This window comes from Allobranchiibius sp. GilTou73 (genome assembly GCF_021391335.1).
Classification (GTDB): domain Bacteria; phylum Actinomycetota; class Actinomycetes; order Actinomycetales; family Dermatophilaceae; genus Allobranchiibius; species Allobranchiibius huperziae.
The window spans coordinates 1657866-1680452 of sequence record NZ_CP090051.1; the positions used below are offsets into that span (position 1 = coordinate 1657866).

Sequence of the window (22587 nt, forward strand, 5' to 3'; positions counted from 1 at the left end):
CACCCGGCCGCTGCCGTGCCAGTCGTCGTCGTAGGGTCGGCACCATGCTTGCTGCGTACGCCGCCCGTCAGGATTCCTCCGACCCGATCAACGCCCTGGAAGTCGGTGACATCGAGCCCGGGGCCACGCCCGCGGACTGGATCGACATCGACCTGCAGGCCGCTGCGCTCAACCACCACGACGTCTTCTCGCTGCGCGGGGTCGGACTGCCGCAGGAGCGGCTGCCGATGATCCTCGGCTGTGACGGAGCCGGCACCACGAAGGACGGCACCCGGGTCGTCATCCACTCGGTGATCCCGAGTGAGGGCTGGGCCGGCGACGAGACTCTCGACCCCAAGCGCTCGCTGCTGTCCGAGGTGTACCCCGGCACCCTCGCCGAACGGGTGCGGATCCCGGCCGCGAACGCCGTACCGGTGCCGGACGGGATGCCCATCGAGCACGCCGCGTGCATCTCCACCAGCTGGCTCACCGCCTACCGGATGCTGTTCGTGCAGGCGGGTGTTCGCCCCGGCGACACGGTGCTGGTGCAGGGCGCGGGCGGGGGAGTCGCCAGTGCCGCCGTGCAGCTGGGCTCCGCAGCCGGCCTGCGGATGTGGGTGACCAGCCGCGACGAGAAGCGGGGCGAGCGGGCCGTGCAGCTCGGCGCCGAGGCCGCGTTCGGCAGCGGCGGGCGGCTGCCGCGCAAGGCCGACGCCGTCCTGGAGACGGTGGGCAAGGCGACCTGGTCGCACTCGGTGAAGTCTCTCAAGCCCGGCGGCACGCTGGTGATCGCCGGTACGACGTCCGGCCCGCAGCCGGACAACGCCGAGCTGACCCGGATCTTCTTCCAGCAGATGCGCGTGCAGGGCTCCACCATGGGCACCCGCGCCGAGCTCACCCAGCTGCTGTCCTTCATGACCAGCCGCGGCATCGAGCCCGCCATCGACTCGGTGCGCCCGCTGGATCAGGCCCGCGACGCGTTCGCCGAGATGATCGGCGGCACGGCGTTCGGCAAGCTGGTGCTCACCGTCTGAACCACCGTGACACGAAGTCGGGGGTCGTTGCGCGCTCTATAGAGCGCGCGACGACCCCCGACTTTTCGTCAGGTGACGAGTCTCAGTCGAGCTGCAGCCAGGACTGCCAGCCCGCGTGCAGCACCAGCCAGGCGATCAGGCCGTAACCGGCCTGGCCGGGGTGCCAGCCGTCGCCGGCCGACAGGTCGGACAGCCACTGGTCGTGACCGAGCAGCGGACGGAAGCAGTCGACGTAGGTGACCCCGCGACGCGAGCAGACGTCGGCCTGGGCATCGACGAGCACCTCGAGGCGCGCGTTCAGCTCGGCGTCGAGGGTGGGCGGCGGGCCGACCACGAACGTCGCGATGGCGCCGGAGGAGGCGTCGTCCAGGATGTTGGCCAGGTTGAGCCGCGAACGCGCCGTGCTCATCTGCGACAGCACGTCGTGCAGCCCCAGCCCGAGCACCAGGCGGCGCTCGTTGCTCTGGGACCAGCGCGGCTCGCATTCGCGCTGCCAGCGGGCGAGCACGTCGGTGGAGCTCTGCCCGCGGATGCCGAGGTTGTACGTCGCGAGCTCGACCCCCGGCTGCGGCGTACGCGCGATGACCCGCGACACCCAACCGAGTGCCTTGGGGTCGCCGATCCCGGCCACGTAGGAGTCGCCCACGAAGCACAGCCCGATGGCCCGGATCCCTTCGGCGACCTGGAACTCGGCACTGGGGTTGAAGTGGGGTTCACTGCCCTGCGTCGGGTAGGTCACGTCGGCCTCACTCATCGTCGTCGAGGCGCGCGAGCCAGGTCGCGAGCCGATCCACTGCTACTTCGAACTCGGGGTGTACGTCGACGAAGGCCTGGAGCTGGTCCGCGACCCACGCCAGGCTCACCTCGTCCTCGCCGCGTCGGGAGGCCAGCTCCTCGATGCCGCGGTCGGTGAAATACACAGTGCGCAGGTTATCCCGCGAGCAGGCCGCCATCCGCCAGCGACCCGCGCGCGACGGTCAGCCGGCCTGGGGGCCTTACACGTCGATGTCGCGGTGCCAGGACTGGGTGCGGTACTTAGTCACCCAGCCCATCGAGAGGTAGAGACCGTCGGCCTCGGTGGGGGAGTCTGCGTCCACTTCGAGGTCGACCCGGTTGCGGCCGCGCGAGGCTGCGTCGGCGATCACCGCGTGCAGCAGACCCTTGGCCACACCACGTCCGCGGGCCCGCCGGTGCACCCCGATGTAGTCGATGTAGCTGCCGTCGATCCCGGAGTCGTCCGGCGGCAGCACGGTGCCGACCAGTGCCCCACCGGGGGTGGGGGTGCCGTCGACCTCGACCGTCGCGATCCACCAGTGGTCCCAGCGGTGTCCGGGGTCCTCGCGCAGCCGCTGCACGAACTCCCCGAAGGACTCCCGGTAGGAGTTGAAGTGGTCCGCGAAGGACTCCTCCAGGATCTGGTGCACGGCACGCAGCTCGGCGCCGACCGGTGTGCCGTCGGTGTGCTCGGCGACACGGCGTACGACGACCCCCTCGCGCAGCGGGGGAACGCGCCCGGCTCGCCCTCGTCGGGGTTCACCGGCCGCGACATCTGCAGCCAGATGCGGGTACAGGTCAGCCCGGCTGCGGTGAGCCAGCGGGTCTGGGCCGCGTCGCCGTCGTAGACGCCGGCATCGAGCTGGGTTCGGGTCGTGCCGCGTTCCGCGGCGACCTCGCCTGCAACGGCTCTGCACCACGAGTACAGCTGTCCCGCGACGGGATCGGCGATGTCCTGCGGCAGGGACCGGTCGACGAACACGGCGATGTTGGTGCGCCCGGCCGCCCTGTCGTGCACCGAGGACCAGCCCCGGACCACGTCGTCCTGATCGGTGACGACCAGCTGACGGCGGGTCCACGAACCCGGCCCGATGGCCTCGGCCCGCACGGCGTCCTCGTCGACGTGCGACTCGCCGCGTGCGGCCTGCTGCTCACCCGCCCGCAGTCCCACCAGGGCCGCGACGTCCGCCTCGGCGGGCGGACGCGCGGACCATCGGTCCGGCAGGTCGGGCGTGGGACCGTCGGGTGCCAGGGTCACGGGGCGATCAGCGGTCGAACGAACCGGAGAGCAGCTCGGCCAGCTGAGCCTGGTGCCGCTTGCTGGAGCCGGAGGCCGGCGAGGCCGAGGCCTTGCGGCTCACCACCCGCAGACCGCGATGCTCGCCGAGTTCGGCGAGCTGCTCCGGCAGGTTGAGCGCCATGAACGGCCAGGCGCCCTGGTTCTTCGGCTCGTCCTGCACCCAGACCAGCTCCGCGTTCGGGTACGCCGCGACGGCTTCGGCGATCTCCTGGGCGGGGATCGGCGCCAGCTGCTCCACGCGCACGATGGCGGTGGTGTCATCGCCCCGGCGTTCGCGCTCGGCCTCCAGGTCGTAGACGATCCGGGCCGACGCGAGCAGCACCCGGGTCACCTTGTCGCCGTCGAGCTTCGTGGCGTCGGTGATTACGGGCCGGAAGCCGCCGGTCGTCAGGTCGCCGGGCTCGGAGACGGCGGCCTTGAGGCGCAGCAGCTGCTTCGGGGTGAAGACCACCAGCGGGCGACGCGGCCGGGCGAACGCCTGGCGACGCAGCAGGTGGAAGTACGACGCAGGCGTGGACGGGTAGGCGATCGTCATGTTGTCCTCGGCGAACAGTGTGAGGAACCGCTCGATCCGTGCCGAGGAGTGGTCGGGACCCTGGCCCTCGTAGCCGTGCGGCAGCAGCAGCACGACCGAGCTGCGCTGGGTCCACTTCTGCTCCGAGGAGCTGATGAACTCGTCGATGATCGTCTGGGCGCCGTTGGCGAAGTCGCCGAACTGCGCCTCCCACAGCACGAGCGCGTCGGGCCGTTCCACGGAGTAGCCGTACTCGAAGCCCATGGCCGCGAACTCCGACAGCAGCGAGTCGTAGATCCACAGCCACGCCTGGTCGTCGGACAGGTAGCGCAGCGGGGTCCACTCGTTGCCGTTCTGCTTGTCCACGAGGACGGCGTGCCGCTGGGTGAACGTGCCGCGGCGGGTGTCCTGGCCGGCCAACCGGACGGGCACACCCTCCATCAGCAACGATCCGAACGCCGCGAGTTCGCCCATGGCCCAGTCGATCCCGCCGTTGCGCACCATGTCGGCGCGCTTCTGCATCAGCTTCTGCAGCTTCGGGTGGACGGTGAAGCCCTCGGGCGGGTTGACCCAGGTGTCACCGATCTTCAGCAGGGTCGATTCGCTGACCGAGGTGCCGTAACCGCTGCGGTCCTCGCGGGTGTCGTCCTCCTCCTGCGCCGACGGCCGCTCCAGGCCGCCGTGGCCCTCGGCATCGGTGCCGGCGGAGCTGCGGCTCGGCGCCTCGGGGGCACTCTGCGACGCGGCCTGCTTGGCGGCCTTGGTCTCGGTGAACGCGCGCTCGAGTTGCTTCTGGTAGTCGCGCAGCGCCTCCTCCGCGTGCTCCAGGGTGATGTCGCCGCGGCCGACCAGCGCCTCGGTGTAGAGCTTGCGGACGCTGCGCTTGGCCTCGATGAGGTGGTACATCAGCGGCTGGGTCATCGAGGGGTCGTCGCCTTCGTTGTGACCGCGGCGCCGATAGCAGATCATGTCGATGACGACGTCCTTGTGGAACGCCTGGCGGTAGTCGTAGGCGAGCTCCGCCACCTGGACGCAGGCCTCGGGGTCGTCGCCGTTCACGTGGAAGATCGGCGCCTGCACCATCCGGGCGACGTCGGTGCTGTAGGTCGAGCTGCGCGAGCTGCTCGGCGCCGTGGTGAAACCGACCTGGTTGTTGACGACCAGGTGGATCGTGCCGCCGGTGCGGTAGCCGCGCAGCTGCGACAGGTTGAGGGTCTCGGCGACCACGCCCTGTCCGGCGAACGCCGCGTCGCCGTGCATCAGGATCGGCAGCACGGTGTACGCCGAGCCAGCCAGGTTGACCCGGTCCTGCTTGGCGCGGGCGATGCCCTCCAGCACCGGGTCGACCGCCTCCAGGTGGGAGGGGTTGGCGGCGAGGTAGACGTCGATCTTGCGACCGGTGTCGGAGGTGAACTCACCCTCGGTGCCCAGGTGGTACTTCACGTCGCCCGAGCCCTGGACCGATTTGGGGTCCTGGGTGCCCTCGAACTCGGCGAAGATCTGCGCGTAGGACTTGCCCGCGATGTTGGCGAGCACATTGAGCCGGCCGCGGTGGGGCATGCCGATGCAGACCTCGTCGAGGTCGTCGTCGGCGGCGTGCGACAGGATCCGGTCCATCATCGCGATGGCGGACTCGCCGCCCTCGAGGCTGAAGCGCTTCTGGCCGACGTACTTGGTCTGCAGGAACGTCTCGAACGCCTCGGCGGCGTTGAGGCGCCGCAGGATGCGCAACTGCTCGTCGGTGGTGGCCTTCTGGTAGCCGACCTCGACCCGGTCCTGGATCCAGCGCCGCTGCTCGGGGTCCTGGATGTGCATGTACTCGATGCCGATGCTGCGGCAGTAGGAGTCGCGCAGGACGCCGAGGATCTTGCGCAGCTTCAGGAACGGCGCACCGCCGAAGCCGCCGGTGGGGAAGGTGCGGTCCAGGTCCCACAGCGTCAGTCCGTGGGTGGTGACGTCGAGGTCGGAGTGCCGGCGCTGCTTGTACTCCAGCGGGTCGGTGTCGGCCATCAGGTGGCCGCGCACCCGGTAGGCGTGGATCAGCTCCTGCACCCGGGCGGTCTTGTTGATGTCGTCGTCGTGGCTGGTGTCGATGTCGCGGACCCAGCGGATCGGCTCGTACGGCACCTTCAACGCGGCGAAGATCTCGTCGTAGAAGTCGTTCTCGCCGAGCAGCAGCTCGCTCACGACGCGCAGGAACTCACCAGAGACGGCACCCTGGATGACGCGGTGGTCGTAGGTGGAGGTCAGCGTCATGATCTTGCTGACGGCGTTCTTGTTGAGCGTGTCCAGGCTCGCGCCCGACCACTCGGCGGGGTAGTCCAGCGCGCCGGCGCCGATGATCGCGCCTGCGCCCTTCATCAGCCGCGGCACCGAGTGCACCGTGCCGATGCCGCCCGGGTTGGTCAGGCTGATGGTGGTGCCGGCGTAGTCCTCCAGGGTGAGGGCACCGGTACGCGCCTTGCGCACCATCTCCTCGTACGCGCTCCAGAACTGCGCGAAGTTCATCGCCTCGGCGCCCTTGATGCTGGGCACCACGAGAGTGCGGCTGCCGTCGTCCTTCTTCAGGTCGATGGCCAGGCCGAAGTTGACGTGCCCCGGCTGCACCAGGACCGGCTTGCCCTTGTCGTCCTCACCGAGCGCGTTGTTCATCTCGGGTACGACGTGCAGCGCCTTGACGATCGCCCACCCCAGCAGATGGGTGAAGCTCACCTTGCCACCGCGGCTGCGCGCCAGGTGGTTGTTGACGACCGTGCGGTTGTCGATGAGCAGCTTGGCGGGGACGGCGCGCACGCTGGTGGCCGTCGGGACGTCCAGGCTCGCCTCCATGTTGGTGACGATCCGTGCGGACACCCCGCGCAGCGGGGTGCGGGTGTCCTGCACGGGCTCGGCCTCGGGCACCGTGTCGTTGACGGTGTCGCGCGCGATCGGCTGGGTGTTGGACAGCTCGGCCTCGCTCGGATCCGGCGAGCCGTGGGCCTGGTGGCTGTTCGCGGTGTGGTCGGCGTCGGGGCGGCCGTCGGGCTTCGGGTCCCGCGATGGCGCCTTGGCGCGGGCCTTGGACCGCTCGGCGGCGACGTTCTTGGCGGGAGTCGGCGCCTGCTCGGCGTCCGCAGTGGGCTTCGCAGCGGCGTCGCCACCGTCACCCGCTCCAGCGGGCCCGCCGGGTCCTGCCGCGGGTGTGCGGGGGGCGTCCTTGCCGACGGCCGCGGGGGTGCCGGATGCACTGGCACCGGACGGCGCTCGCGATGCCGATGTCTTCGCGGAAGAGCCGTTGGACGCGCTGTTCGTGGACGCGCTGTTCGTGGACGCGCCGTTGGACGCGGCATGGTCGCCCTGCCCACCGGAGGCGGGTCCGCCCCCGTCGGGCCGGTAGTCGGCGAAGAAGCTCCACCACGCCTTGTCGACGGAGTTCTTGTCCTTCAGGTACTGCTGGTACAGATCGTCCACCAGCCACTCGTTCGGTCCGAACGTCGCGAGCGGGTCGGGAGACTGGGATGACACGCGGAATGCGCCTCTTTCAGGGGTGTACGGCGGGCAGCGAGCGTCCGTCAGGGGTGGGAACGACAACGTCTCCAGCCTAACGCGGGGCGAGGATGAGCCGTCGGCGTGTCCACACCTTGTGTTACAAGGGGTCGCCGGCGGTCATCCTCGCCCGATCGCGCAGTGCTGACGGTCGCTCAGAGCACGTCCTTGCGCTGGTTGATCGCACTGCCCACGATGGCGAGGACCAGGCCGTACGCCGTCAGGATCAGTGCGCCGGCCCACCAGCTGAACGCGTTCGCATCGTAGAAGCTCGGGTTGAGGATCGAGCTCGTGAGATTGCTGGGCAGATACTTCGGCGCCCAGTCCCAGTGCACGAGGTTGAACAGAACGCTGAACAGGATGTTGCCGATGAACGCCAGCCCGACGGCGATGAAGACCGCCGCGATCTGGTTGCGGATCAGCATCCCGAAGCCGAAACCCAGCAGCGTCCACACGACGAACACCAGCAGCATCAGCGCGAGCGTCTGCAGCACCTGGGTGCTGGTGAGGAAGAGGCCCGAACTGCGGAACCCCTTCAGGGTGATGGCCCCGCCGACGACGGAGGCGATGTCGTAGACGACGCCGTAGACGATGCCCACCACGACGATCGAGACGATCTTCGACACGGTGATGGGCCAGCGCCTCGGCTGGGCCAGCACCGTCGAGGTCCACGTCTTGTGGCGGAACTCCGAGGTGATCAGGATGACCCCCAGGGCCACAGGGAACAGTTCCGCGATGGTGGTGATGAACCCGGCGGAGTAGACCGAGGCGACCGAGTCGGGGTTGGCCACCGCGAGCAGGCGGGTCTGCCGGTCGCTGCTCTGCCGGGCGGCGTCGGAGCCGATCTGGAACGCCCAGGCGAAAGAGATCAGCGCACCGAGGACGACGTCGCCGATCAGCAGCCCCCACCACAGGCGCGTGGTGAAGATCTTGCGGACCTCGGCCTTGATCGCGCCGCCCATCAGCGGGCACCTTCCTCTGCTGCTCGAGGGCCGTTCGGCGGCGTGCTGCCGTCCGAACCGGGGCCCAGGTTGCGATTGGTGTTCTCGGTCAGCTGGAAGAACAGGTCCTCCAGGTCGGCGCGCTCGGCGCGCAGTTCGTGCACGGGCACTCCGGCGGAGAACGCCGCGTCGCCCACCTGGATCAGGTCGTCGGTCGATACGGAGTACCGACCCTCGGGCAGTGCCTCGACCTGCAGCCCGGCCCGGCGCAACGCCTCGGTGAGACGGTCGCCGTTCGGCGTGCGTACGACGACCCGGGCCTGACCGCGCAACTCGCCGATGGTGCCCTGCCGCACGAACCTGCCGTTGGCGATGATCACCACGTCGTCGACGGTCTGCTCGACCTCACTCAGCATGTGACTGGAGATGAGCACCGTCTTGCCCTCGCCCGCCAGGTGGCGCAGGAAGCCGCGCAACCACCGGATGCCCTCGGGGTCCAGGCCGTTCGCGGGTTCGTCGAGGATCAGCACCTGAGGGTCGCCGAGCAGCGCGCCGGCCAGGCCGAGGCGCTGCCGCATGCCCATCGAGTAGCCTCCGGCGCGCTTCTTCGCGGCGGCCGGGATACCCACGAGCTCCAGCATCTCGTCGACGCGCTTGTCGGTGAACCCGCCGGCGGCGGCGATCACCCGCAGGTGGTCGCGTCCGCTACGGCCGGGGTGGAAGTTGGTGGCCTCCAGGGCGGCGCCCACGGTGTGCAGCGGGTGGGGCAGGTCGGCGTACTTGCGACCACCGATGGTCGCGGTGCCCGACGTGGGGGTGATGAGCCCCAGGGCCATCCGCAGGGTGGTGGTCTTGCCCGCGCCGTTCGGTCCGAGGAAGCCGGTGATGCGGCCCGGCTCGACGGAGAAGCTCAGATCGTCGACGGCCTTGAAGCTGCCGAACGTCTTGGTGAGGTTGCTGATCTGCACCGGTGCGCCGGGTTCGCTCCCTGCGTCACGCGGTCGTACGGAACTGGCTGACACGGTCGATCTCCCCTTCGTTGCAACGTGCGTCGTTCCCGATCCGACGCCGCGACCGGCTCTCGTCCGCCGCGCGTCGCCGTCCGTCCGCGCGCCGATTCGGGCACGGCGGACCTGCCGCCATCATCGGGTATCGGCCGCACGCATGGTCATCGGCGCGCCGGAACGCGTTCTTCGTGGAAGATAGAGGCGATGACCGAGTGGCTCCTGGTATTCGCCGGCGTGGTGCTGACCCTCGGCACCTCGCTCTTCGTCGCCGCCGAATTCTCCCTGGTGGCGCTCGACCGCCCGACCGTGCAGCGAGCTGTCGACGAGGGCGACAGCGGCGCGCGGGTCGTGCTCGGCTCGCTGCGGCAGCTGTCGACCCAGCTGTCGGCCGCCCAGGTGGGCATCACGATCACCACCCTGGTGCTGGGCTTCATCGTGGAGCCGTCCCTGGGGGAGCTGCTGCGGACGCCGCTGCGCGCGGTGGGCGTGGACGGCGGCGGCGCGGATGCCGTGTCGGCCATTCTCGCGCTGATCATCGCCACGCTCTTCTCGATGATCGTCGGCGAGCTGGTGCCGCAGTTCCTCGGCTTCTCCGAACCGCTGCGGGTGGCCAAGGTGGTGGCCCGTCCGGTGCGGGCCTTCGCGCTCGTCGTACGCCCCTTGATCATCCTGCTCAACGGTTCGGCCAACGCGCTCCTGCGAGCGGTGGGGGTGCAGCCGCAGGAGGAGCTCAGCGCGGCGCGTACCCCTCAGGAGCTGTCCTCCATGGTGCGCCGCTCGGCCGAGGCCGGGGTGCTGGAGGAGGGCACGGCCCGTCTGCTCACCCGGTCGCTCGACTTCGGGGAGCGGGTGGCCGCCGACGTGATGAGTCCGCGGGTGCGCTGTGCGTCGGTGTCCCGGACGGCGTCCGCCGGGGACGTCGTGGAGCTGGCACGGACCACGGGCCACTCCCGCTTCCCGGTGCTCGGCCACGACTGGGACGACGTCGACGGCGTCGTGCACGTGAAGAAGGCCATCGCGGTGCCGCCCGAACGCCGCGACGACGTGCCCGTGACGGCGCTGATGATCGAGCCGGTGCTCGTCCCCGAGACGATCACGCTGGACCCGCTGCTGCTGTTGTTGCGCGCGAGCGGTTTCCAGCTGGCGATCGTGGTCGACGAGTACGGCGGGACCAGCGGAGTCGTGACGCTCGAGGACGTCATCGAGGAGATCGTCGGCGAGGTCAGCGACGAGCACGACCGGGTCAGCGATCCCAGCCGGCTGCTGCCGGACGGGTCATGGACCGTGCCCGGTCTGTGGCGCCCGGACGAGGTGCACGAACGGATCGGCGCCGACGTGCCGGACGGGCCGTCGTACGAGACCATGGGCGGTTTCGTGATGGCTCGTGTCGGGCGCGTGCCGGTCGTGGGCGATGAGGTGCAGCTGCCCGGCTGGTCGGTGCGCGTCGTCTCCATGGACGGCCGGCGGGTGGACCGCCTGCGGCTCTCCCCGGTGCTGCCCGAGGACGACGAGGTCGCGCCGTGAACCTCTGGCTGTCCCTGCTCTTCCTGCTCGGCAACGCGTTCTTCGTGGGCGCCGAGTTCTCGGTCATGGCGGCGCGGCGCTCGCAGCTCGAGCCGATGGCCGCCGCCGGCTCCAAACGTGCCCGTGCGAGTCTGCAGGCGTTGGAACAGGTCTCGTCGCTGCTCGCCTGTGCCCAGCTCGGGATCACGGTGTGCTCTGTACTGCTGGGTGCCGTCGCCGAGGGGGCGGTGCACCATCTGATCGCGGGGCCGCTGGAGTCGGTGGGCATCCCGGACGCCGGGGCCGAGATCGTCGCGCTCGTCCTCGCGCTGCTGATCGTGGCCTACCTGCACGTGGTGCTCGGCGAGATGGTGCCGAAGAACCTGGCGATCGCGGGGCCGGACCGCGCCGCCCTCGTGCTCGCGCCGGCCCTGCTGGCCGTGACCCGGGTGCTGGGGCCGGTCATCCGGGCGGTGGAGTCGGTGTCGAAGTTCATCGTGCGGCGCTTCGGCATCGAGCCCAAGGACGAGATGACCTCGACGTTCTCCGCCGAGGAGGTGCAGTTGATCGTCCAGGAGTCGCACCGTGAGGGGCTGCTGGAGTCGCAGCAGCAGCAGCGAGTGCAGGGCGCCCTGGAGTTCAGCGACCGGGTGGCGGCCGATGTCGCCGTACCGCTCGACCAACTGGAGACGGTGTCGGTGGGCATCACCCCGGCGCAGCTGGAGCGACTGGTCGCCACGCGCGGCTTCTCCCGTTACCCGGTGCTCGACCGCACGGGGGTGATCGCGGGCTATCTGCACCTGAAGGACGTGCTCTACGCGCGCGACGAGGCGTACGACGAGCCGGTGCCTCCCAAGCGGATCCGCCGCCTCGCGACGGTGCGCCGTCAGGACGAGGTCGAGGACGTGCTGCTCACCATGCAGCGCAGCGGCAGCCACGTGGCGCGGGTGGTCGACGACGGCGGCACCGCGACCGGGGTGGTGTTCCTGGAGGACGTGCTGGAGGAGCTGGTCGGCGAGGTCGACGACGCGACCCAGCGCCGCCCGGTCGCCCGCCGCTGACCTCGATCGGCTCGCCGGGTGCGGGTTTCGCGTGGTGCGGGCTTCTCGAGCGGCCTCGATCCCGGATGCCGCGTCGGCCGCGTCCGCGGTGCAGGAAAGCGTCCGTCGGGCCGACAACCCACGCGGTGACGTACGAGCCGCGCAGGAAAGCGACCGAGCTGCCGATTCCTGACGCGAGCCGGTCAGCGGGAGTCGACGATGCGGCGCATCTTGCCCACCGAGCGCTCGATGGTGTCGGGGTCGACCACCTCGACGCGCACGCTGACCCCGATCCGCTCCTTGATCTGGGACCTCAGCTGTGCACCCGCCACCGCCGCCTGGTCGGCCGGGGCATCGACTTGCCGCTCCACGCGTACGACGAGTTCGTCCATCCGCTCGGGGCGGGTGAGGACGCACTGGAAGTGCGGGGTGAGCGCGGGCGTCGCGAGCACCAGCTCCTCGATCTGGGTGGGGAAGAGGTTGACCCCGCGCACGATCATCAGGTCGTCGGAGCGGCCGGTGATCTTCTCGATACGTCGCATCGGGCGCGCGGTGCCGGGCAGCAACCGGGTCAGGTCACGGGTGCGGTAGCGCATGATCGGCATCGCCTGCTTGGTGAGCGAGGTGATGACGAGCTCGCCCACCTCCCCGTCGGGGAGCACCTCATCGGTGATCGGGTCGACGATCTCGGGATAGAAGTGGTCCTCCCACAGGTGCAGCCCGTCCTTGGTCTCCACGCACTCCATCGCGACGCCGGGACCCATCAGCTCCGAGAGACCGTAGATGTCGACGGCGTCGATGCCCACCCGGCGCTCGAGCTCCTCCCGCATCTGCTGTGTCCACGGCTCGGCGCCGAATATGCCTACCTTCAAGGAGGATTCGCGCGGGTCGATGCCCTGGCGCTCCATCTCGTCAGCGATCACCAGCATGTAACTGGGTGTCACCATGATCACGTCGGGGCGGAAGTCGCGGATCAGCGTCACCTGACGCTGCGTCATCCCCCGGACACCGGCACGACGGTCGCGCCGAGGGCCTCCGCGCCGTAATGCGCGCCCAGCCCCCCGGTGAACAGGCCGTACCCGTATGCCACGTGGATGATGTCGCCGGGCCGCCCGCCGCCCGCGCGGATGGAGCGCGCCATCAGACCCGACCAGGTCGCGATGTCCTCGGCGGTGTACCCGACGACGGTGGGTCGACCCGTCGTCCCGGACGAGGCGTGCACCCGCGAGACCTGCTCGCGCGGCACCGCGAACATGCCGAACGGGTAGTTGTCGCGCAGGTCGGCCTTGGTGGTGAAGGGCAGCCGCGCGAGGTCGGACAGATCGCGTACGTCGTCCGGGTGCGCGCCGACCGCCTCGAACGCCGCGCGGTAGTGCGGGACGTTGTCGTACGCGTGCCGCACCGACCACTGCAGCCGACTCAGTTGCAGCGCTCGCAACTCATCGACGCCCGCGCGTTCGATGGGGTCGAGCGTGTCCCGCGCAGGGGTGCGATCCATCGCGACTCCTCAGCTGTCGTAGTCGACCGTCAACCGGTCACTGGTCGGAATCGCCTGACAGGTCAACACGTATCCCGCGTCGACCTCCTCGGGCTCGAGCGCGTAGTTGCGCAGCATCCGCACCGATCCGTCGGTGACCTTGGCGCGACACGTGCCGCACACGCCACCCTTGCAGGCGAAGGGCAGGTCGGGGCGCACCTTCTGACCCGCGTCGAGCACGGGGGTGTCGGTCGGCACGGTCACGAGGCTGCTGCGGCCCTCGAGCACGATGGTCGCCTGCGCGCCGTCGACCGGGGCGGCGTCGGTGTGGGTCGCTTCGACCGGCGGGGCGTCGCCGACCCAGAAGAGCTCGCGGTGGATGCGATCGCGCGGCACATCGCGACCGGTGAGGACGTCGTACGCCGCCTCGACCATCCCCAGCGGGCCGCACAGCCACCAGTGGTCCACCGACGGCATGTCGACCGTGCCGGTCAGGACGGCGGTAAGACGCTCGACGTCGATCCGGCCGCCGAAGAGCTCGACCTCCTGCGGTTCGCGCGAGAGCACGTGCACGATCTGCATCCGGGTGGGGTGGGCGTCCTTGCAGTCGGCGATCTCGTCGGCGAACATCACCGAGTCCGTCTGCCGGTTGCCGTAGAGCAGGGTCACCGTCGAGGTGTCGTCGGCTTCCAGCACCGACCGTGCGATCGACATCATCGGAGTGATGCCGGAGCCGGCTGCGATGAGCACATGACGCCCGGGCGTCGTCAGGTCGGGCACGAATCGGCCCGTGGGTGCCTGCACTTGGAGGCTGTCGCCGGCGCGTACGTCGTGGACGAGCCAGCTGCTGACGGCACCGCCCGCGACCTCGCGCACGCCGATCCGCGGTGCCTCTCCGCGCGCCGCGCAGATGGAGTAGGAGCGACGCTCATCGCCACGGCGCACCGTCAGGCTCTGGCCGGGAGCGAAGCGGAAGTCGTCGGCGAGCGACGGCGGCACCGCGAAGGTGAGTGCCGTCGAGTCGTCGGTCAGTTGCTCGACACGTTGCACGGTCAGCGTGTGGAAGTCGGTCCTCATATCGCCTTCACTGCTTCGAAGGGTTCGCCGCAGGAGTGACACCGATGCAGCGAGCGGCAAGCTGTCGCACCGAATGCGGCTGTGTGTGCCGTGTCCGACGAGCCGCAGTGCGGGCACGGCGCGCTGGCCGGGAGCCCGAGCGTCACCGGCACCGGCCCGGTGCCCGTGCGCGCCGAGCTGGGTGGTGCGATTCCTGCAGCCTGCAGCTTGTCCCGGCCTGCCTCGGTGATCCAGTCACTGGTCCACGCGGGTGCCAGTTGTGTTGCCACCTGGACGTTCTCGTACCCAGCAGCCTCGAGGCGGCGACGTACGTCCAGGCCGATCTCCCGCATCGCAGGGCATCCGGAGTAGGTCGGTGTGATCGTGGCGACGACGTGGTCGTCGAACTCCTGCACGTCGCGCAGGATGCCGAGGTCGGCCAGAGTCAGCATCGGCAGCTCGGGGTCCGGGGTCTGCGCGGCCGCGTCCCACGCGGCACCGCGGAGGGTGTCCGCCTTCGTCGTCACCACGTCGCCTCCGGGTCGGCCCGCGCGACGCTCTGCAGCTCCGCCAGCAGGTATCCGAGCGCCTCGGTGTGCATGCCGTCGCGACCCGTGCGACCGTCGACGGCCCCCAGGACGTGCGCGCCTTCGGGGATGTCGAGGGTCGCGGTCTCGAACACCCCGGACAGCACCTCGAGCACCGTGGCCTTGGGGGGCTCGACGCCCAACGTCGACTGGGGTGTGCAGTGTCGCCACAGCTCCGGCACCAGCGGCCACAGCCGCTCGAGGGCCGCTGCGGCCTTGTCGTGCGACACCGCGGTGCCGTCGCCGAGTCGCACGACCCAGCCGGCGGCGTAGTCGCGGTGGTAGCGCAACTCCTTGATGCCCTTGGCGGCGATCGCGGCCAGCACCGGATCGGCGACGCGCTGCACCTGCTCGAAGAGGGCGAGACGCCAGGTGCTGAAGACCATCAGTCGGACGACGAGCTGTGCGAAATCGTCGTCCATCGGCTCCACGAGCCGCACGTTGCGGAAGTCCTGCGCGTCGCGGAAGTAGGCCAGCTCGTCCTCGCTGCGGCCGAGCACCGTCCCGGCGCGGGCCAGCAGCATGCGTGCCTGGCCGAGCAGGTCGAGCGCGATGTTGGCGACAGCGGTCTCCTCCTCCAGCTCCGGCAGCCGGGTGACCCACTGCTGCAGCCGGTGGGACAGCACGAGCGCGTCGTCGCCGAGCATCAGGCAGTACGCCGCCAGCGCGTCGGCGTCCACGTCGGACGGCACGGTGGTGTCGATGCCCTCGAGGGCGTCGGTGAAACCGGTGCCGAACGCCCAGCGTTCGTCACCGGTGTGGACGTCGGCGAGCGCGTCGTAGAGGTGGTCGGTCATCGCAGCCTCGTCACATGTGCGGCACGTCGGCCGGGATGTCGTAGAAGGTCGGGTGGCGGTAGACCTTGTCGCCGGACGGCGCGAAGAACGGGTCCTTCTCGGCGGGGCTGGACGCCGTGATGTCGGCGGAGGCCACCACCCAGATGCTGACGCCCTCGTTGCGACGGGTGTAGAGGTCACGGGCGTGGTGCAGCGCCATGTCGGCGTCCGCGGCGTGCAGCGAGCCCACGTGGACGTGGTTCAACCCGCGCTTGCCGCGCAGGAAGACCTCGTAGAGGGGCCAGTCGGACCGCACGGCACTCGGCGTCAGCTCGGTCGGGACACCCTGGGTGGGCACGGCTCCGTGGCCGCCCTCGGCGGTGTACTCACTCATGAAGCAGCCTTCGTCGCGGCCCGTCGGGCTGCAGCCTTGGCGGCGTACGCGGTCGCCGCGTCCCGTACCCACTCGCCATCCTCGTGCGCGGCGCGGCGGTGCTGCACCCGCTGGGTGTTGCACGGTCCGTCACCCTTCAGCACGGCGTCGAACTCCGACCAGTCGATCTCCCCGAAGTCGTGCCGGCCACGCTCCTCGTTCCAGCGCAGGTCGGGATCGGGCAGCGTGACACCGAGCTTGGCGGCCTGCGGGACGGTCATGTCCACGAAGCGCTGACGCAGCTCGTCGTTGGTGTGCCGCTTGATGCCCCACTGCATCGACTGTTCGGTGTTGGGGGAGCGATGGTCGGGCGGGCCGAACATCATCAGCGACGGCCACCAGAATCGGTTCGTCGCCTCCTGCACCATCGCACGCTGTTTGTCCGAGCCGCGCATCATCGTGAGCAGCAGCTCGTAGCCCTGCCGCTGGTGGAAGGACTCCTCCTTGCAGATGCGCACCATGGCCCGGGCGTACGGCCCGTACGACGCCCGGCACAGCGGCACCTGGTTGCAGATCGCGGCGCCGTCGACGAGCCAACCGATCACTCCGACGTCGGCGTAGGTCAGCGTGGGGTAGTTGAAGATCGAGGAGTACTTCTGCCGGCCCGTGACGAGCTTGCCGGTCATGTCGGCCCGGTCGGCCCCGAGGGTCTCGGCGGCGCTGTAGAGGTACATCCCGTGTCCGGCCTCGTCCTGCACCTTCGCGAGCAGCACGGCCTTGCGTCGCAGTGAGGGCGCCCGGGTGATCCAGTTGCCCTCCGGCTGCATGCCGATGATCTCCGAGTGCGCGTGCTGGGCGATCTGCCGGATCATCGTCTTGCGGTAGGCGTCCGGCATCCAGTCGCGCGGTTCGATCCGCCGGTCGTCGGAGATGGTCGCGGCGAAGTCGTGCTGCAGATCGTCCGCCTGCGGGGCGGGAAGGGTCGTCGTCACGCCGTACTCCCTGGTGTCGAGACGCTGTCGGAATTACCGACCGGTCGTTCAGTAATTTACCCCGACTGCGTGACCTACGCCACCCGCGGCGTTGCTCGATCCGCTCCGGCCCACTCTGCTGCACCTCACGGCCGGCGGAGTCGGAAGATCGTCACGTCGCCCTGGTGGAAGACCTGCTGGGCGAGGTTCGCGAGTTCGGGCGAGACCGCGCTCGCCCGAGTGCTGCCGAAGAGGTAGCGCACCCCGTGGTCGTAGAGGTAGCGCAGGTCGTACGCCGTGGGCGCGTTGAATGCGGCGTCGTTCAACCGGAGTCTCGGCTGGTCGTAGAAGGAGGCGCTCCAGTAGAAGACGCCCTTCTCGCCGGGGTGCGGATGCTTCGCCGTCGCGTACGCCTGATCGGTGTAGCCCCAGGACTCGACGTACGCCCGACGTAGGCCGAGCCCGGTCACCCACAGCGCCCGTGCGTCGCAGATGTGGTGCGTCATGCCCGCCCGACAGTGCACGTTGGTCGCGATCAGCGTCGTGTCGGGGGTGTGCGTGCGCAACCAGGTCGTGCCCGCGATGTCGCCACTGGTCAGCAGGTTGGACGGCTCGTCGACGGTCGGGCGACTGAGACCGGTCTGGGCGATGGGCACGGCGGCCGGGATCACCACCGCCCCGACCAGCAGGCCGATCAGCACGCCCCGCACCGGGGGCCCGCACCGGCGCCACGCCAGCACCCCTGCGATGAGCAGCAGCACGCACACTCCGACGGAGACTGCGACGGTGACGAGCGCGGAGTGCGGCCCGGGTGCGCGTGTCCCGCTGAACCGGCGTACGACGCTCAGCACCGCGCCGCCCGCGAGCGCGCTCACGCCCAGGACCCAGAGGGGCGGGCGGATGCGGTGCACGGCCACAGCGACACCCCAGGCGATCAGCACCTCGGACAGCGGTACCACCCCGCGCAGGAAGTAGACCTCCGAGTCACTGGGGTGGAAGACGAGTTGGGTGGCGGAGAATCCGCCGATGAGCATGCCCGCCAGGAGGACGACCGCGGGATCGGCGCGCAGCGGCACCGCCATCAGGAGCGCCGCGAACTGCAGCAGAGTGAGGACCGAGAAGACGATCAGCAGTCCGTAGAGCAGGGGGCCTCCCGGATGGCTGTCCGAACCGAAGAGGGCGGCCGCCCGATTGCGCGACAGGGCGAACGTCTTGAGCGTGGAGACGTTGCTGCCGCCCGCGAGGAACGGTGCGGTCAGCCCGATCACGACCACGGCCATCGCGAGAGCTATCAGGGTGGCGCGCATGGCCACCGGCCCGTCGGCGGCACCCGACCTCGACGGCCCACGCGTACGACGGCGCCGGCGGATCAGCTGCCCGGCCACGACCAGCAGCAGGCCGCAGACGAGGACCGGGAGGTTGGACGACTTCGACCCGGCGCAGGTCAGCAGCATGAGGCCGAACAGCACCCAGCCGGCGCGCGTGGGACGGGCGCCGCGCACGATGTCGATCACCCACCAGGTGGTGACGAGCAGCACGGGCAGCCCGAGGATCTCCGACGGCGACAGCGGGATGAGGGCGTCACTGCCGAAGGCGTTCGCCCAGCGCAGTGGGTCGATGCCCGCGTTCACCACGAGCAGCACCAGTGCGAGGACGCCGGCCTTCGGGGTGCGCGCCAGGCGGGTGGCGAGCAGATAGGTGAGCACGAGGATCGCGGCGTACACCGGGAGGTACCAGAGACGGCTGGCGACGAGCAGCACGTCGACGTGCGAGACCAGGGAGTCCGCGGCCATGTGAGCGTGGGAGAACCAGTGGTACTTGAGCGTCTGCCCGGACACCTGCGGCACCGCCGGTGGCACGGAGGTGCGCGCGGAGGCGGCGACAGCGACGTGCCAGTAGAGGTCGGGATACCAGCGGACCCGAGACGGCGGCAGCGGGTTCGCCGCGAAGGTGCGGGTCGCCAGCAGCCCGACGGCTACGACGTACGACGCCGCGAGCGACCACGCCGCCCACCAGGGCTCACGGCGGGCGTACGGCGCGGTGCGCAGCCGCGCCCGCCATGGCGGTATCAGTGCTGCCGCGGCCACCAGGGGCAGCGGATACAACGCGAGCCATCCACCCACGCCGAGGGACACGAAGGCAGCCCATGCGACGAGCTGCACCATGATGCCCACCACGAATCCGACGGACAGCTCTGCCAGCAGCGAGTCCGCCTGCCCGCGGCACAGGCGCAGCACCAGGACACCGGGCACCACGACCGACCAGACCGTGGCCACCAGGTAGATGGCGGATTGGCCCAGGGGGACGTGGGTGTGCGCCGCGGCGTACGACGCCACCAGACATACGGCAGCCGGGAGCCACCGTGCGGACGCGCCGACTGCGGTGCCTCGCACGGCAGCCGAGTGGCGTCCGGATCTCACGGCCCGACGGTATCCGTTGCACCGACGGACTAGGTTCGATTGGCGAGAGTGACCGATCGTTCGGTCGGTAATTGCGAGGAGACGAGATGGCGGACCTGCAAGCCGTGCACGCCATGATGGCCGCGGACGAGGCCTCGAGGGCCCTGGGCATCGAGCTGGTGGACTGCGACGACGAGCGGGCGACCACCCGGATGACGGTGCGCCCCGACATGGTCAACGGCCACGGAATGGCGCACGGCGGGATGATCTTCACCGTCGCCGACACGGCGTTCGCCTGCGCGTGCAATGCGGCCGGACCGGTGACCGTCGCCAGCTCCGGCGACATCGTCTTCGTCTCCCCGGCGCGTGCGGGTGAGGTGCTGGTCGCCGAGGCGGTCCAGCGGGTCGGCTTCGGTCGGCAGGGTGTCTACGACGTGACGGTGCGTAGCGGTGAACGGGTCGTCGCCGAGTTCCGCGGGCGCAGTCACCGGATGGCGACCCCGGAGCGGGGCGTATGACCTCCGGTGGGGCTTCTGTGCCGATGCCCCGGACCGCGCGGCGCGGCCGGCCCGGGTACGACCTGGACTCCCTGCTCGCGGTGGCGGTGGAGGTCTTCAACGAGCGGGGCTACGACGCGACCAGCATGGGTGATCTGTCCGACCGACTCGGCATCGCCAAGTCCGCGATCTATCACCACGTCGCCAGCAAGGAGGTGCTGCTGCGTCTTGCGCTGGACCGTGCGCTGGACGGTCTGGAGGCGGTGACCCAGGGCGCCCGCGAGCTGGACGTGAGCGCCGTACGACGGCTGGAGCACCTGGTGCACGAGAGCGTCGTGCTGCTGCTCGACCACCAGCCGTACGTGACCCTGCTGCTGCGGGTGCGCGGCAACAGCCCGGTCGAACTCGCGGCGCTGCAACGACGTCGCGCCCTGGACCGGTACGCCGCGTCGCTCGTGCGCGACGCCGTGCGGGAGGGTGACCTGAGAGCCGACCTGGACCCGACGGTCACCGCGCGCCTGATTTTCGGATTGGTCAACTCCCTGGTGGAGTGGACGCACCCGGCGAGTCGCCAGCACACGCAGGCCCTGCCGGAGGTGGTCGGCGCCCTGGTCTTCGACGGCCTGCTGGTGCGCGACTGACCGCCTTCGTTCCTCACACGCTCCGTCACACGACACCGCTTCACAGTGGATGCAGCCGCACGACGCGGCTGAATGTCCGAGTGAATCCGAAGGAGCAGCAATGCCGTTGATCAACGTGAAGGTCATCGAGGACGTCTTCAGTGACGAGCAGAAGGCCGAGGTCATCGCGCGGTTGACCGACGCGATGGTCGCGATCGAGGGTGAGGCCCTTCGACCCGTGACCTGGGTCGTGGTCCAGGAGGTCCGCTCCGGCGAGTGGGGCATCGGTGGAAAGCCGCTCGGCACTGCGGACGTACGAGCTCTGCAGGGGCAGCCCGCGCCCGCTGTCGGGTGAGATGCTGCCGGGATGACCGTGTACCTGCGGTTGCTGGGTGCGCCGCGCGTGGAGGACGGCGGCGTCTCTGAAGCCGTCCGCCCCCGTGGTCGCAAATCGTGGGCGGTCATCGCCCGCACGGCATTGAGCAGCCGTGCACCCACGCGCAGCGAACTCGCGCAGGAGATCGTGGGCGACGCCGACGATCCGGCGGGTTCGTTGCGCTGGGTGCTCGCCGACGTACGGCGGGTGCTGCAGGACCCGACCGTCCTGCGGGGCGATCCCGTGCAGCTGTCGCGCGACGCCGTCCACCTGGACGTCTGGCAACTCGCCGACGACACGCTCGAGCCGGATCGGATCGGGGGGCTCCTGCTCGACGGCGTCGAGCCGCGCGACTGCCCCGAGTTCAGTGCATGGCTGGCGATCGAGCGGGCCCATTGGGCACGCCGTTCAGGCGAGGCGCTGCGCCGTCGGGCACTGCAGGCCCTGTCGGTGGGCGACGCGCAGCGCGCCGTGGATGTCGCCGCGCGTGGCGCCTCGCTGGACCTGTTCGACGACGCAGCGCAGGAGCTCTATCTGCGTGCGCTCGTCGAGCACGGCGAGTGCACGCGGGCGGCCGAGCACCTTCGGCGGTGCGGCACGACGTACCGGCAACAGGGCCTGGAGATTCCGCGCACCCTGGTGGCGGCGGCGCGGGGAAGGTCGGCCGGTCCGCCGTCCGGGGTGGACGCGGGACTTTCCGCGAGGTCGCTACTGCGCGCCGGTACTGCCGCGTTGGCCGCGGGTGCCGTCGACGGGGGTGTGGAGACCCTGCGCCGCGCGGTACAGGACGCCGGCCGGTCCGATGACCGCGGTCTGCAGGCGAGGACCGCGGGTGCCCTGGGTGCGGCGCTCGTGCACGCCGTCCGTGGATGCGACGGCGAGGGTGCGGTCCTCCTGCACCGCGCCGTCGTCCTCGCGCGGGAGATGGCGGACAGCGCGGTCGCGGGGCAGGCTCTGCGCGAGCTGGCGTTCGTCGACATCCAGGCGGGTCGCCACGACTCCGCGCGGCGCGCGATCGTCGAGGCGAGACGCGAGATGGGTGCGGCCTCTCCTGCCGGCGGTGACCCCGCCGAGAGAGGGGATCTGCTCGCCGGTGTCCTCGGGCTGGAGGGGATGAATCTCGCCGACCAGGGCCGGCACGAGGACGCCGCAGACATGTTGACCGAGTCGGTGCAGCTGGCCTCACGAGCCGGCGCCCAGCGTCAGCGGGCATGGTCGCTGGGGTTGCTCGCGCGTTCGCTGCTGATGCTGGAGCAGATCGCGGCCGCCCGGGATGCTGCGCAGGCCAGTGTCGACGGGGTCCACCTGACCCGCTGGAACGCCTTCCTGCCGTTCCCCCAGACCGTCCTTTCCGAATGCCGCGCCGCGGAGGGGCATTGGGACGAGGCAGCGTACGGCGCCGCGGAGGCATTCGCGCTCGCCGTCGAGCTGGGCGATCCGTGCTGGGAGGGCGCGGCCCGCCGGGCGATGAGCCTGGTGGCACAGCACGACGGCGAGTACGACAGGGCCTGGGAGTGGATGCTCGACGCGCGGTCCCGGTGCGATCGCGTCACCGACCGCTACGTCTGGATCTCCTGCTACGTGGGCGCCGCCCAGCTTCAGCTGGCCCACGGGCGCGAGCCGGCGCTCGGGGACGAGCTCGCGGCGCGGCTGCACACCGACGCCCAGGCAGCCGACCTCCCGGAGTTCCAGGCCTGGGCGCTCCTGCACCAGGCGGCGTCCGGTGACCCGGCGGCGTTACGGACGGCGCGATTGCTCGCCGCGTCCGTCGACACGCCGTCGTTGCAGGCCGCGCTGAGGGCGGTCGACACCTCGGTGGCGGCGCGCGAGCAGTGAGG

General features: G+C 70.3%; 20 protein-coding genes and 1 pseudogene. 8 read left to right on the forward strand and 13 right to left on the reverse strand.

The window, feature by feature from the left end:
• The first annotated feature begins 44 nt into the window (after positions 1 to 44).
• The gene (locus LVQ62_RS08385; protein ID WP_233767411.1) at positions 45 to 1013 is read left to right on the forward strand and encodes a zinc-binding dehydrogenase; all 969 of its coding nucleotides are present in this window, start codon (positions 45 to 47) and stop codon (positions 1011 to 1013) included.
• An 82-nt stretch (positions 1014 to 1095) separates the two neighbouring features.
• Here LVQ62_RS08385 and LVQ62_RS08390 read toward each other — a convergent pair whose 3' ends face one another.
• The 3 genes from LVQ62_RS08390 to LVQ62_RS17785 form a co-directional block, all read right to left on the reverse strand.
• On the reverse strand, positions 1096 to 1767 hold the full coding sequence (locus tag LVQ62_RS08390) for a GDSL-type esterase/lipase family protein (protein WP_179482126.1): 672 nt from the start codon (positions 1765 to 1767) through the stop codon (positions 1096 to 1098).
• Positions 1760 to 1933 carry a DUF6104 family protein gene (locus LVQ62_RS08395; RefSeq protein WP_179482124.1) on the reverse strand — a complete coding sequence of 58 codons (174 nt, stop codon included), beginning with the start codon at positions 1931 to 1933 and terminating at the stop codon, positions 1760 to 1762. Before LVQ62_RS08395 ends, LVQ62_RS08390 begins: the two co-directional genes overlap by 8 nt.
• 75 nt (positions 1934 to 2008) lie before the next feature.
• On the reverse strand, positions 2009 to 2437 hold the full coding sequence (locus LVQ62_RS17785; protein WP_370639684.1) for a GNAT family N-acetyltransferase: 429 nt from the start codon (positions 2435 to 2437) through the stop codon (positions 2009 to 2011).
• Between LVQ62_RS17785 and LVQ62_RS17790 the strand changes: the two genes are divergently transcribed.
• A complete protein-coding gene (locus LVQ62_RS17790; protein WP_370639685.1) occupies positions 2432 to 2635 on the forward strand; it encodes a hypothetical protein in 204 nt (67 codons plus the stop codon). The two genes, LVQ62_RS17785 and LVQ62_RS17790, sit on opposite strands and share 6 nt — an antisense overlap.
• A 417-nt stretch (positions 2636 to 3052) precedes the next feature.
• Here LVQ62_RS17790 and LVQ62_RS08405 read toward each other — a convergent pair whose 3' ends face one another.
• The 3 genes from LVQ62_RS08405 to LVQ62_RS08415 form a co-directional block, all read right to left on the reverse strand.
• On the reverse strand, positions 3053 to 7105 hold the full coding sequence (locus LVQ62_RS08405) for a multifunctional oxoglutarate decarboxylase/oxoglutarate dehydrogenase thiamine pyrophosphate-binding subunit/dihydrolipoyllysine-residue succinyltransferase subunit (protein ID WP_233767415.1): 4053 nt from the start codon (positions 7103 to 7105) through the stop codon (positions 3053 to 3055).
• 176 nt (positions 7106 to 7281) lie between these two features.
• A complete protein-coding gene (locus LVQ62_RS08410; protein ID WP_233767417.1) occupies positions 7282 to 8088 on the reverse strand; it encodes a hypothetical protein in 807 nt (268 codons plus the stop codon).
• Positions 8088 to 9089, reverse strand: coding sequence for an ABC transporter ATP-binding protein (locus tag LVQ62_RS08415; protein WP_233767419.1), 1002 nt, complete (start codon positions 9087 to 9089; stop codon positions 8088 to 8090). The genes LVQ62_RS08410 and LVQ62_RS08415 overlap by 1 nt, the downstream gene beginning before the upstream one ends.
• Before the next feature lie 189 nt (positions 9090 to 9278).
• Between LVQ62_RS08415 and LVQ62_RS08420 the strand changes: the two genes are divergently transcribed.
• Complete coding sequence (locus tag LVQ62_RS08420; protein ID WP_233767421.1) at positions 9279 to 10598, forward strand: hemolysin family protein; 1320 nt, start codon at positions 9279 to 9281, stop codon at positions 10596 to 10598.
• The gene (locus LVQ62_RS08425; protein ID WP_233767425.1) at positions 10595 to 11638 is read left to right on the forward strand and encodes a hemolysin family protein; all 1044 of its coding nucleotides are present in this window, start codon (positions 10595 to 10597) and stop codon (positions 11636 to 11638) included. Before LVQ62_RS08420 ends, LVQ62_RS08425 begins: the two co-directional genes overlap by 4 nt.
• Before the next feature lie 182 nt (positions 11639 to 11820).
• Here the strand turns inward: LVQ62_RS08425 and paaK are convergent.
• From paaK to LVQ62_RS08460, 7 genes and pseudogenes are all read right to left on the reverse strand, one after another.
• Positions 11821 to 13115 (reverse strand): annotated as a pseudogene (gene paaK / locus LVQ62_RS08430) (phenylacetate--CoA ligase PaaK).
• A 9-nt stretch (positions 13116 to 13124) separates the two neighbouring features.
• Positions 13125 to 14171, reverse strand: coding sequence for a 1,2-phenylacetyl-CoA epoxidase subunit PaaE (paaE, locus tag LVQ62_RS08435; protein WP_233767427.1), 1047 nt, complete (start codon positions 14169 to 14171; stop codon positions 13125 to 13127).
• Positions 14168 to 14677, reverse strand: a complete 510-nt coding sequence (gene paaD / locus LVQ62_RS08440; RefSeq protein ID WP_233767429.1) for a 1,2-phenylacetyl-CoA epoxidase subunit PaaD — start codon at positions 14675 to 14677, stop codon at positions 14168 to 14170. Before paaD ends, paaE begins: the two co-directional genes overlap by 4 nt.
• On the reverse strand, positions 14674 to 15534 hold the full coding sequence (paaC, locus tag LVQ62_RS08445; protein ID WP_233767431.1) for a 1,2-phenylacetyl-CoA epoxidase subunit PaaC: 861 nt from the start codon (positions 15532 to 15534) through the stop codon (positions 14674 to 14676). Before paaC ends, paaD begins: the two co-directional genes overlap by 4 nt.
• 10 nt (positions 15535 to 15544) lie before the next feature.
• A complete protein-coding gene (gene paaB, locus LVQ62_RS08450; RefSeq protein ID WP_208049631.1) occupies positions 15545 to 15829 on the reverse strand; it encodes a 1,2-phenylacetyl-CoA epoxidase subunit PaaB in 285 nt (94 codons plus the stop codon).
• Between the two features lie 74 nt (positions 15830 to 15903).
• On the reverse strand, positions 15904 to 16878 hold the full coding sequence (gene paaA, locus LVQ62_RS08455) for a 1,2-phenylacetyl-CoA epoxidase subunit PaaA (RefSeq protein ID WP_233767433.1): 975 nt from the start codon (positions 16876 to 16878) through the stop codon (positions 15904 to 15906).
• A gap of 125 nt (positions 16879 to 17003) precedes the next feature.
• Positions 17004 to 19277: a hypothetical protein gene (locus tag LVQ62_RS08460; RefSeq protein ID WP_233767435.1), complete on the reverse strand. Its 2274-nt coding sequence runs from the start codon at positions 19275 to 19277 to the stop codon at positions 17004 to 17006.
• Between the two features lie 86 nt (positions 19278 to 19363).
• On the opposite strand from LVQ62_RS08460, the gene paaI reads away from it, so the two are divergent.
• The 4 genes from paaI (at position 19364) to LVQ62_RS08480 (ending at position 22585) form a co-directional block, all read left to right on the forward strand.
• Positions 19364 to 19774 (forward strand): hydroxyphenylacetyl-CoA thioesterase PaaI, encoded by a 411-nt coding sequence (gene paaI, locus LVQ62_RS08465; protein ID WP_233767437.1) that lies wholly within the window; start codon positions 19364 to 19366, stop codon positions 19772 to 19774.
• 23 nt (positions 19775 to 19797) lie between these two features.
• Positions 19798 to 20394 carry a TetR/AcrR family transcriptional regulator gene (locus LVQ62_RS08470; RefSeq protein WP_233767439.1) on the forward strand — a complete coding sequence of 199 codons (597 nt, stop codon included), beginning with the start codon at positions 19798 to 19800 and terminating at the stop codon, positions 20392 to 20394.
• Between the two features lie 100 nt (positions 20395 to 20494).
• Positions 20495 to 20728 carry a 4-oxalocrotonate tautomerase family protein gene (locus LVQ62_RS08475; RefSeq protein ID WP_233767441.1) on the forward strand — a complete coding sequence of 78 codons (234 nt, stop codon included), beginning with the start codon at positions 20495 to 20497 and terminating at the stop codon, positions 20726 to 20728.
• A 12-nt stretch (positions 20729 to 20740) separates the two neighbouring features.
• Positions 20741 to 22585, forward strand: a complete 1845-nt coding sequence (locus LVQ62_RS08480; protein ID WP_233767446.1) for a hypothetical protein — start codon at positions 20741 to 20743, stop codon at positions 22583 to 22585.
• Positions 22586 to 22587: the final 2 nt, after the last annotated feature.